Below are 8,973 nucleotides of genomic sequence, written 5' to 3'. Positions count from 1 at the left end.
GGACGTTTCGAGTCCGGCGCGGCTTTTTGCATGCGATCACGGTCCGCCACAATAGGCAGGCCCTCTGTAAACGGCGGGCGCTCGTTTTGGAGAGCTGGAAGCGGCCGGGCTCTCTATTACACGAGGGCCCAGGCGTTTCCAATGTCCAATTGTGTCTTCCGATTGGCTCCCTTCCCGTTCGGAAAGCGCTGCAAGCAGCCCCTCCTCCAGCCAATGGGAAAATAGGCAAAACAAGAGGCCGGATGTAGAACTTACATCCGGCCTCTTGTCTGTTTCTTTGTTATGCACAGACCAGTTCCCTGGCTTTTTCCGCGGCGGTGGCCGCGTCCGGCGTATAGGCGTCCGCGCCGATCTGCCTGGCGAAGGAATCGGTCACCGGAGCGCCGCCTACCATTACCTTTACCTGCTCGCGCAGGCCTTCCGCCTTGAGGGCTTCGATCACATCGCCCTGATGGCCCATGGTGGTGGTCAAAAGCGCGGACATGGCCACGATGTTGGGCTTATGCTCCCTGACGGCGGCGACGAATTTCTCCGCAGACACGTCCACCCCCAGGTCCACGACCTCCAGGCCCGCGCCCACCATCATCATGGACACCAGGTTTTTGCCGATGTCGTGCAGGTCCCCCTGCACCGTCCCAATGACCACCTTGCCCACCGGCTTGGTCCCGGCCTCCACCAGCCGGGGCTTGAGTACCTCAAGGCCCTTGTTGAGAGCCCTCGCGGCAATCAGCACCTCGGGAACGTACACCTGGTTATTCTTGAATTTCACGCCGACCTCGCCCATTCCCTTGAGCAGGCCTTCATTCAAAATGTCCGCCGGGGAGATGCCCTCCTCCAGCGCCTGGGTAACCAAAGCCACCACGTTCTTAACTTTTCCTTTTTGGAGCAGCTCGCTCAGATCGTCCAAAATGGCCATATCGAATTCCTCCTGCCTATCAAGCTATCCGCTTTTCTTGTCCAACATACTACCGGTTTTTTCCCGCTTCGTCAAGCACCGCGCACAAAAGAGAAAAAGCGCCGCAAGGAAAGACAAGTCGACGCACTTTTCTATGGGGCCGATTGGCCCGCAGCATAAGGACGCTGCGGTGCCTCTCCCGCCCGTCGAAACCGATGGTTTTTAAGGAATCGTTCCTTTTTCGAAACGTCCAGAAGCCCCTGCGCGGATGTTCGGCAAAACATACCCTAAGCAGTGCAAAAAAACATTTCTCAGGTGTGTTCCAGCGGCAAGTCCGTTTCCTGCACGGGAATTCCCGCGTCAATAATGCCGCCGCCCAGCACCGTGCCGCCCTCATAGAACACCACCGACTGCCCCGGCGTCACCGCCCGCTGAGGTGTCTGAAAGGTGACCCTTGCCCGGTCCTCCCCGGTGAGCTCCACCCGGCAAGGCGCCGGCTTCGCCTGGTAACGGATCATGGCCTGCGCCTCAAAGGCAGCCGGAAAACGGTCGAACGCGACGGCGTTGAGACGGGCCGCCGTCAGGCCGGAAAAATACTCCCGGCCGGATTCCACCAGGCAAACCGTGTTCGTTTCCGGGTCGATCCGGGACACGTACATATGCCGCCCGAAGCTTTGCCCGAGCCCCTTGCGCTGGCCGATGGTATAGTGGAGAATCCCCTTGTGCCGGCCGATGACCCGGCCTTCCTCGTCCACAAAATCGCCCGGCGGAGTGTCCTTCCCGGTAAAGGCGGTAACAAACGACGGGTAATCTTGATTCTTGACAAAACAAATTTCCTGGCTCTCTCCCTTCTGGGCCACGGGAAGCGCATACCGGACGGCGATGGCGCGAATTTCGTCTTTTGTGTAAGACGCCAGAGGGAGCAGCACCCGGGAAAGCTGGCGCTGGCTCAGGTGATAAAGCACGTAGCTTTGGTCCTTGCGCGTATCGGCCCGCTTGAGAAGCCAGCGGCCCAGGCTCTGGTCAAACTCGATCCTGGCATAATGCCCGGTGGCAACCAAATCACAGCAAAGCCGGTCGGCCGCCTTGACCATCTCTCCGAACTTGATGGACCGGTTGCAGAAAATGCATGGATTCGGCGTCCGCCCGGCCAAATACTCGCCGCAAAAGGGGGTTATGACCTCCTTCTCAAATTCCTTCTGGAAGGGGAGGACATGGTGCTCGATCCCCAAAGCCGCCGCCACCCGCTTCGCGTCCGCAAGATCGGGGGACGGCCCGTCCGGCAGCAGGTCCATCGTGGCACCCACCACCTCATAGCCCTGCTCCAAAAGCAAAGCGGCGGCGGCGGAACTGTCCACCCCGCCGCTCATTCCTACCAGCACTCTTTTCTTTGGCAACCGTCATTCTCTCCTTTTTCGCAGCAATACGTCGTTGACCGCGCCGCAGTGGGGACATTTGGGATAGTCCCAGTCGTACTCTTTGCGGCAGTGGACACAGACGACCTCGGTGATGGCGTCCAATGGCTCCTTTTCTCCGTCGAAGCCGGCGTTTTCAAAGAATTGTTCCAGCAACAGACGTGTAGAAGATGTTGCGGGTGCATTTTCATCCAGAGAAATCTGCGGGCGCTCCGTTTGAGGCGGGACGTAACAAGACCGGAGCGATTCCCGCTTTTGCACGGGGAACCGCTGCATCAGGCCAAAGGCCACGCATCCCGCGAAAAGCAAAGCAAGCCCGCCATATAAAAAGACATCCACCCATTCCCGCGGATAAAGAAAAACCTGATGCACGGTTCGATAAGGGTCATACCCGTAAAAGTCCCGAAAGTCCATCCAAAATGCCGCAGCAGCGCCCAAGGACATGAGCCCTGCAAAAAAGAACTCGATTCCCGTCCACCGCCATGCGGTACGCCAGCGCTTGCTTCCTTTTTTCGTCATCCCCGGCGCCTCCTTGCCGTTTCCTCCAGTTTCATATGGCTTTCCCCGCACGGAAGGGAATGTGAGCCGCCTTTTGAGGCAGCCGTCGCACAAGGTGTATGCTCCGCGTTTTTCTTCTCCAGTATACCAGATTTGGCCCCCGCCCGCAAGAAACGGTCGAAATGGAAAGGGGTTTCGTACAAATCGCGGGCCTTTTGCCCTAAATTTCTGCACGAATGCATGAAAATTCGGCCCGCCCTTGCATTGCATCAAATTTTGGGATAAAATATCCTCTAGAATTTGTCTCGTTTTTCACAAACCGAATTTAATATGGAAAGGGTGTTCTTTTCTATGGCAGCTCTCAACAAAAAGACCATCGAAGATATCGATGTCGCCGGCAAGCGGGTTCTGGTCCGGTGCGACTTTAACGTCCCGTTCGACGGCGAGGGCAACATTGCCGATCCCAAGCGCATCACCGAAGCCCTCCCCACCATCAAGTACCTTCTCTCCCACAACGCGAAGGTGATCCTCTGCTCCCATTTGGGCCGTCCGAAGGGCGAGTTCAACATGCAGTATTCTCTGGCGCCGGTAGCCAAGTACCTTTCCAAGGTGCTCGGCCAGGAAGTCAAGATTGCGTCCGACGTGGTGGGCGAGTCCGCCAAAAAGCTCGCAAGCGAGCTTAAGGACGGCGAGGCTATGCTCATCGAGAACGTCCGCTTCCATAAAGAAGAAACCAAGAACGATCCCGCTTTCGCTAAGGAACTGGCATCCCTGGCGGATATCTATGTAAACGACGCGTTTGGCACCGCTCACCGGGCCCACGCTTCCACGGCCGGCGTCGCCGACTATCTGCCGGCGGTCTGCGGCTATCTGATCCAGAAGGAAATCAGCGTCATGGGCGGAGCGCTGGAGAACCCGAAGCGCCCGTTTGTGGCCATTTTAGGCGGCGCGAAGGTGTCCGACAAGATCGGCGTCATCAATAATCTTCTCGAAAAGGTGGATACCCTGATCGTGGGCGGCGGTATGGCTTATACCTTCTTCAAGGCCCAGGGTCACAGCATCGGCACCTCCATCTGCGAAGAAGATAAACTGGAGCTTGCTAAGGAAACCCTGCAGAAGGCCAAGGATAAGGGCGTCAATTTCCTGCTTCCCGTTGACAACCGGGTAGCGGACAAGTATGCCGAGGACGCCCAGTTTAAGACGGTGGATTCCGACGACATTCCGGACGGCTGGATGGGCCTTGACATCGGCCCGAAGACCGAGAAGCTCTTCTCCGACGCCATCAAGGGTGCGGGCACCGTGGTGTGGAACGGCCCGATGGGCGTATCCGAGTGGAAGAATTTTGCTTCGGGCACCATCGCAGTGGCTACGGCGGTAGCTCAAAGCGGCGCCGTGTCCATCATCGGCGGCGGCGATTCTGCGGCGGCGATTGAGAAGCTGGGCTTTGCCGACAAGATGACCCACATTTCCACCGGCGGGGGCGCCTCTCTGGAATTCCTGGAAGGCAAGGAGCTGCCGGGCATCGCGGCCCTCAACGACAAGGACTAATTTTTGCAGAAAAGACAGGCGGGAGAGGCATCTTTCCCGCCTGTTTCACCCGTTGCAACGCCGTGTGTCTTTCGATGCGGCAAAGGAGGAAGCGTCGTGCTCTATTGCAAAGACTGTCAGCTCCTGTGCGAGCAGGAATGCCCCCAATGCGGCAGCCGCAGTTTGCGTAAGCCGCAGGCAAACGACCCGGTTTTGCTGGGCGTTTTTGAACCGGCGATCGCTTTCGGCGTGGAATCCATATTAAAAGACAACCACATTCCTTATGAAAAGTTCGGTAATCTGGGCGCCGCCGTCACTCTGTATGTGGGGACGGCCATGGAAACCTACCGGTTCTTCGTCCCTTACGGCGAATACCGCAAAAGCGTATCGCTGGTGGAGGAGTTGACCGGTCCTGCCGAGCCTTCCCAGGAACACGAATAACTTTTGGCAAAGGAGCAAATATCATGAACAAGACCCTTCGCAAGGCGGTCATCGCCGGCAACTGGAAAATGAACAAAACCCCCGCCGAGACCACGGCGCTGATCAACGAAATGAAGCCGTTGGTGGCAAACGCGGACTGCGGCGTGATTGTGTGCGTCCCGTTTGTGGACCTGTGCGCGGCGCTGGAGGCGGCCAAGGGAAGCAACATTTCCGTGGGCGCGCAGAACTGCCACTGGGAAAAGTCTGGCGCCTTCACCGGTGAAATCTCTGCCTTTACTCTCAAAGAAATGGGCGTCGAATACGTCATCATCGGCCACAGCGAACGCCGCACCTATTTCGGCGACACTGACGTAACCGTCAACAAGCGGGTACGCGCGGCGCTGGATGCGGGCCTTACCGTTATTTTGTGCGTAGGCGAGTACCTGGAGCAGCGCGAGCAGGGCATTACAGCGGAGCTGGTCGCCATGCAGACGAAGATTGCGCTGGGCGGCGTATCTAAGGACGAGCTTTCCCGGATCATCATCGCCTATGAACCGGTCTGGGCCATCGGCACCGGCCGCACTGCCACTGCCGACCAGGCAAACGAGGTCTGCGCCTCCATCCGTGCCACAGTGGCGGCTCTTTACGGCGCCGACGCGGCAAACGCCCTGACCATCCAGTACGGCGGCTCTATGAACGCGGGCAACGCGGCCGAGCTTCTGGCGAAGCCGGACGTGGACGGCGGCCTCATCGGCGGCGCGTCCTTGAAGGCGCCGGACTTTGCAAAAATCGTGGAAGCGGCAAGCAAATAAACGTCGTCGTGCAGTTACGAAATGGAAGGAGCGTACTATGAAAAAACCTCTGGTTCTTTGCATTATGGACGGCTTCGGCCTTAACCCTTCTGAATACGGCAACGCCGTCAAGGCGGCCAACACGCCCAATCTGGATAGAATTTTTTCGGAAAATCCCACCACCGCCATCGGTGCAGCCGGCATGGACGTGGGCTTGCCAAACGGGCAGATGGGCAATTCCGAGGTGGGCCATACCAACATGGGCGCCGGCCGGGTGGTTTATCAGGAGCTGACCCGGATTACCAAGTCCATCGAGGACGGGGATTTCTTTGAAAACCAGGCGCTCACCGGCGCCATTGACCATTGCCTGCAAAAGGGCACGGCCCTTCACCTGATCGGCCTGCTGTCCGACGGCGGGGTGCACAGCCACAATTCCCATCTTTATGCCATCCTGGAGCTTTGTAAACGCAAGGGACTCGACCGGGTGTATGTCCACTGCCTGCTGGATGGGCGCGACGTGCCCCCCACCTCGGGCAAAGACTTTGTGGCGGAGCTTTCCAATAAGTGCCGGGAATTGGGTGTAGGCAAAATCTCCACGGTCCTCGGACGGTACTACGGGATGGACCGGGACAATCGCTGGGAGCGGGTAGAGAAGGCTTATGCTGCCATCGTCTACGGCGAGGGCGAGGAAGCTGCCGATCCGGTGAAGGCGGTGACGGATTCCTATGAAAAGGAAGTTACCGACGAATTCGTGGTGCCCACGGTCATCGCCGGCGGCAAGCAGGTGGAAACGGACGACGCGGTAATCTTCTTTAACTTCCGTCCCGACCGTGCCCGGGAACTGACCCGGACCTTCGTGGATCCGGAGTTTAACGGCTTTGCCCGCAAAAAGGGCTTTTTCCCGCTTTACTATGTCTGCTTTACCCAGTACGACGCCACCATGCCCAACGTAAAGGTGGCCTTTGCACCTCAAAAGCTTACGAACACGCTGGGCGAATACCTTTCCAAGCACGGCAAAACCCAGCTTCGCATTGCGGAGACGGAGAAATACGCCCACGTTACCTTCTTCTTCAACGGCGGCGTGGAAAAGCAGTATGAGGGAGAGGACCGGGTCCTCATCCCCTCTCCGAAGGTTGCTACCTACGACTTAAAGCCGGAGATGAGCGCCTATGAGGTGTGCGACGCGGTGTGCGAGCGTATCCGCTCAGGCAAATACGACGTGGTTATCCTCAACTACGCCAACTGCGATATGGTTGGCCACACCGGGTTTATGGACGCGGCCATCAAAGCCGTGGAAGCGGTGGATACCTGCGTAGGCCGCACCGCCCGGGCCATCGAAGAGATGGACGGCGTTTTGGTTCTGACCGCCGACCACGGCAACGCCGACCAGATGAAGGAGCCCGACGGTTCTCCCTTCACCGCCCATACCACCTGGCCGGTCCCGCTGACCGTCAAGGGCTATCCCTGCAAGCTCAGGGAAGGCGGCCGGCTGGCGGACATTGCGCCTACCATGCTGCAAATCATGGGCCTGCCCCAGCCTCCTGAAATGGACGGCAAAAGCCTGATCGCCGAATAAGCGGGAAGCATCCCGTTCCAAAGCCTGCCGGAATGACAAGGTTCCGGCAGGCTTTTTTGTGAATTTCACACGAAGATTCACAAAAACCTTTACAATATGTTTGCAAAATCAGCAAAATGTATGATATAATGGGAAACGGCTCCGCGACAGCAAGACGGAAGGAAGGGTTCGTTCCCGAAAGCGAGCGTCATGCCGGCGGGATCATGAAAATCGGAAGGACGGATACGACATGAGCGGTTCAAGAGAAAAACAGCTCCGAAAGCTGGAACGGGAGCAGAATCCCGAAGCCTACAAGAAGAAGAAAAAAAGCCAAGGCCTGTCAAGAGGCAAGAAGGTTGCCATTACGGTAATTTCCTGCGTCATCTGCGTGCTGCTTATCGGAGGCATTATTGCCGCAGTGTTTATGCAAAGCGGCGGCTTTACACGGATGGTCACCGCCGTAAAGGTAGGGGACTATTCCTTGTCCGCTGCGGATTATAATTATTACTATTATGGAAGCTACAACAGTTTTGTCAATCAATACGGCCAGTCGCTCTCCACGTTCGGCCTAGACACTTCCAAGCCCCTCAAGGATCAGACCTGCGCGTTGCTGGAAAGCGGCACCTGGGAGGATTATTTCCGCCAGTCTGCGGAAACCACCATCCGCACCACCTATGCTTTGGCGGACACCGCCGCCAAGGAAGGCTATCAGCTGACCGAGGACGACAAGTCCTATATTGAAACGAATCTGAAGTCCATCGAGGATTCCGCCGCCGAACAGAAGGTGACTGCGGAACAGATTGTGGAAAACTACTACGGTCCCGGCGTCAACATGGAAGTGTTCCGCGCCCAGATGGACCGGGAAACTCTGGCAAGCAGCTATAAGCAGTACCTGGTGGACAACTATAACTTCTCCGACGATGAAATCGACGCCTCTTATATCTCCAACAAGGCTTCCATCGACCAGGTTACCTATCATTCCCTGCTGATATCCACCGAAAGCAAATATCCCGAGTCGGTGACTTCTTCCACCGCAACGGATGAACAGAAGACAGCGGCCAAGGAAGCGGCCAAGGCGGCGGCGGACGAAATGCTCGGCAAGATCGCCGAAGACGGCAGCAATTTTAACGAGCTGTGCATCGAGTACGCGCCAGAAGCCAGCAAAGCGGATTACCAGGACAGCCCCGATCACTCCCTGACCCGTGACCAGAGCAAAGCCAACGTGACCGATTCCACCCTGAGTGCATGGCTGTTCGACAATACGCGTGCGGCTGGGAACAAGACGGTTCTCGAATCCACCTCCGGCTATCGGGTGATCTATCTGGTAAGCAAGGGAAGGAACACCACCAATGTGGTCGACGTACGTCATATCCTGCTTGCCCCCAGCACCACGGTCGATCAGTCAACCGGCCTGACTGCCGAGCAAACGGTAGAGGTCGGCGAGGCGGCTTCCGCCCTGCTCAACACCTGGAAGAGCGGCGAGGCAACCGAAGCCTCCTTTGCCCAATTGGCGAAAGAAAACTCCACCGATACCGGTTCGGCCTATATGGGCGGCCTGTATAAGGGCGTGTATCCCGGCCAGATGGTGACAAGCTTTAACGACTGGTGCTTTGATCCTGCCCGTAAGCCTGGTGACACCGGTATTGTTTACAGCAGCTACGGCGCGCATATTATGTACTTTGTGGGCACGGGCGATCCTTACTGGAAGGTGCAGGCGCGCAGCTATCTGGCAAACGACAAGTATTCTTCGTACATTGAAGGTCTTCTGGGCAGCTATACCCTCACCCAGGACGGTTTCGGCTTCGGCTATACCGCCGACCTGTAAGACCCTTTTTTAAAAAAACACAACCCCCGGGGGGGGGGGGGGGGGGG

At 57.3% G+C, this 8,973-nt stretch carries 8 protein-coding genes; 5 read left to right on the top strand and 3 right to left on the bottom strand.

What is annotated here, in order from left to right; genetic code table 11:
- Window positions 1-280: 280 nt before the first annotated feature.
- The 3 genes from WMO26_RS13085 to WMO26_RS13075 all read right to left on the bottom strand — a co-directional run bounded on the left by WMO26_RS13085 (window position 281) and on the right by WMO26_RS13075 (window position 2,829).
- Window positions 281-916 carry a corrinoid protein gene (locus WMO26_RS13085; RefSeq protein WP_349221077.1) on the bottom strand — a complete coding sequence of 212 codons (636 nt, stop codon included), beginning with the start codon at window positions 914-916 and terminating at the stop codon, window positions 281-283.
- Window positions 917-1,206: 290 nt separating this feature from the next.
- A complete protein-coding gene (mnmA, locus tag WMO26_RS13080; RefSeq protein WP_349221075.1) occupies window positions 1,207-2,292 on the bottom strand; it encodes a tRNA 2-thiouridine(34) synthase MnmA in 1,086 nt (361 codons plus the stop codon).
- 3 nt (window positions 2,293-2,295) lie between these two features.
- On the bottom strand, window positions 2,296-2,829 hold the full coding sequence (locus tag WMO26_RS13075; RefSeq protein ID WP_349221073.1) for a hypothetical protein: 534 nt from the start codon (window positions 2,827-2,829) through the stop codon (window positions 2,296-2,298).
- A gap of 330 nt (window positions 2,830-3,159) precedes the next feature.
- On the opposite strand from WMO26_RS13075, the gene WMO26_RS13070 reads away from it, so the two are divergent.
- The 5 genes from WMO26_RS13070 (at window position 3,160) to WMO26_RS13050 (ending at window position 8,926) form a co-directional block, all read left to right on the top strand.
- Window positions 3,160-4,356, top strand: coding sequence for a phosphoglycerate kinase (locus WMO26_RS13070; protein WP_349221072.1), 1,197 nt, complete (start codon window positions 3,160-3,162; stop codon window positions 4,354-4,356).
- A gap of 96 nt (window positions 4,357-4,452) precedes the next feature.
- Window positions 4,453-4,776: a hypothetical protein gene (locus WMO26_RS13065; RefSeq protein WP_349221070.1), complete on the top strand. Its 324-nt coding sequence runs from the start codon at window positions 4,453-4,455 to the stop codon at window positions 4,774-4,776.
- Window positions 4,777-4,799: 23 nt separating this feature from the next.
- Window positions 4,800-5,567, top strand: coding sequence for a triose-phosphate isomerase (gene tpiA, locus WMO26_RS13060; protein ID WP_349221068.1), 768 nt, complete (start codon window positions 4,800-4,802; stop codon window positions 5,565-5,567).
- Window positions 5,568-5,604: 37 nt separating this feature from the next.
- Complete coding sequence (gpmI, locus tag WMO26_RS13055; RefSeq protein WP_349221067.1) at window positions 5,605-7,122, top strand: 2,3-bisphosphoglycerate-independent phosphoglycerate mutase; 1,518 nt, start codon at window positions 5,605-5,607, stop codon at window positions 7,120-7,122.
- 229 nt (window positions 7,123-7,351) lie between these two features.
- Window positions 7,352-8,926, top strand: a complete 1,575-nt coding sequence (locus WMO26_RS13050; protein WP_349221066.1) for a peptidylprolyl isomerase — start codon at window positions 7,352-7,354, stop codon at window positions 8,924-8,926.
- The last annotated feature ends 47 nt before the right edge of the window (window positions 8,927-8,973 follow it).

The organism is Solibaculum intestinale, assembly GCF_040096205.1.
Lineage (GTDB): Bacteria > Bacillota > Clostridia > Oscillospirales > Acutalibacteraceae > Solibaculum_A > Solibaculum_A intestinale.
Note: the sequence above shows the minus strand (reverse complement) of the source record. Positions and strands in the feature narration are given on the sequence as shown.

Bases quoted from the DNA above. Each gene is read 5' to 3' on its own strand.
- WMO26_RS13085 (WP_349221077.1), bottom strand. From the start codon at position 916: ATGGCCATTTTGGACGATCTGAGCGAGCTGCTCCAAAAAGGAAAAGTT.
- WMO26_RS13075 (WP_349221073.1), bottom strand. From the start codon at position 2,829: ATGACGAAAAAAGGAAGCAAGCGCTGGCGTACCGCATGGCGGTGGACG.
- WMO26_RS13070 (WP_349221072.1), top strand. From the start codon at position 3,160: ATGGCAGCTCTCAACAAAAAGACCATCGAAGATATCGATGTCGCCGGC.
- tpiA (WP_349221068.1), top strand. From the start codon at position 4,800: ATGAACAAGACCCTTCGCAAGGCGGTCATCGCCGGCAACTGGAAAATG.
- gpmI (WP_349221067.1), top strand. From the start codon at position 5,605: ATGAAAAAACCTCTGGTTCTTTGCATTATGGACGGCTTCGGCCTTAAC.
- WMO26_RS13050 (WP_349221066.1), top strand. From the start codon at position 7,352: ATGAGCGGTTCAAGAGAAAAACAGCTCCGAAAGCTGGAACGGGAGCAG.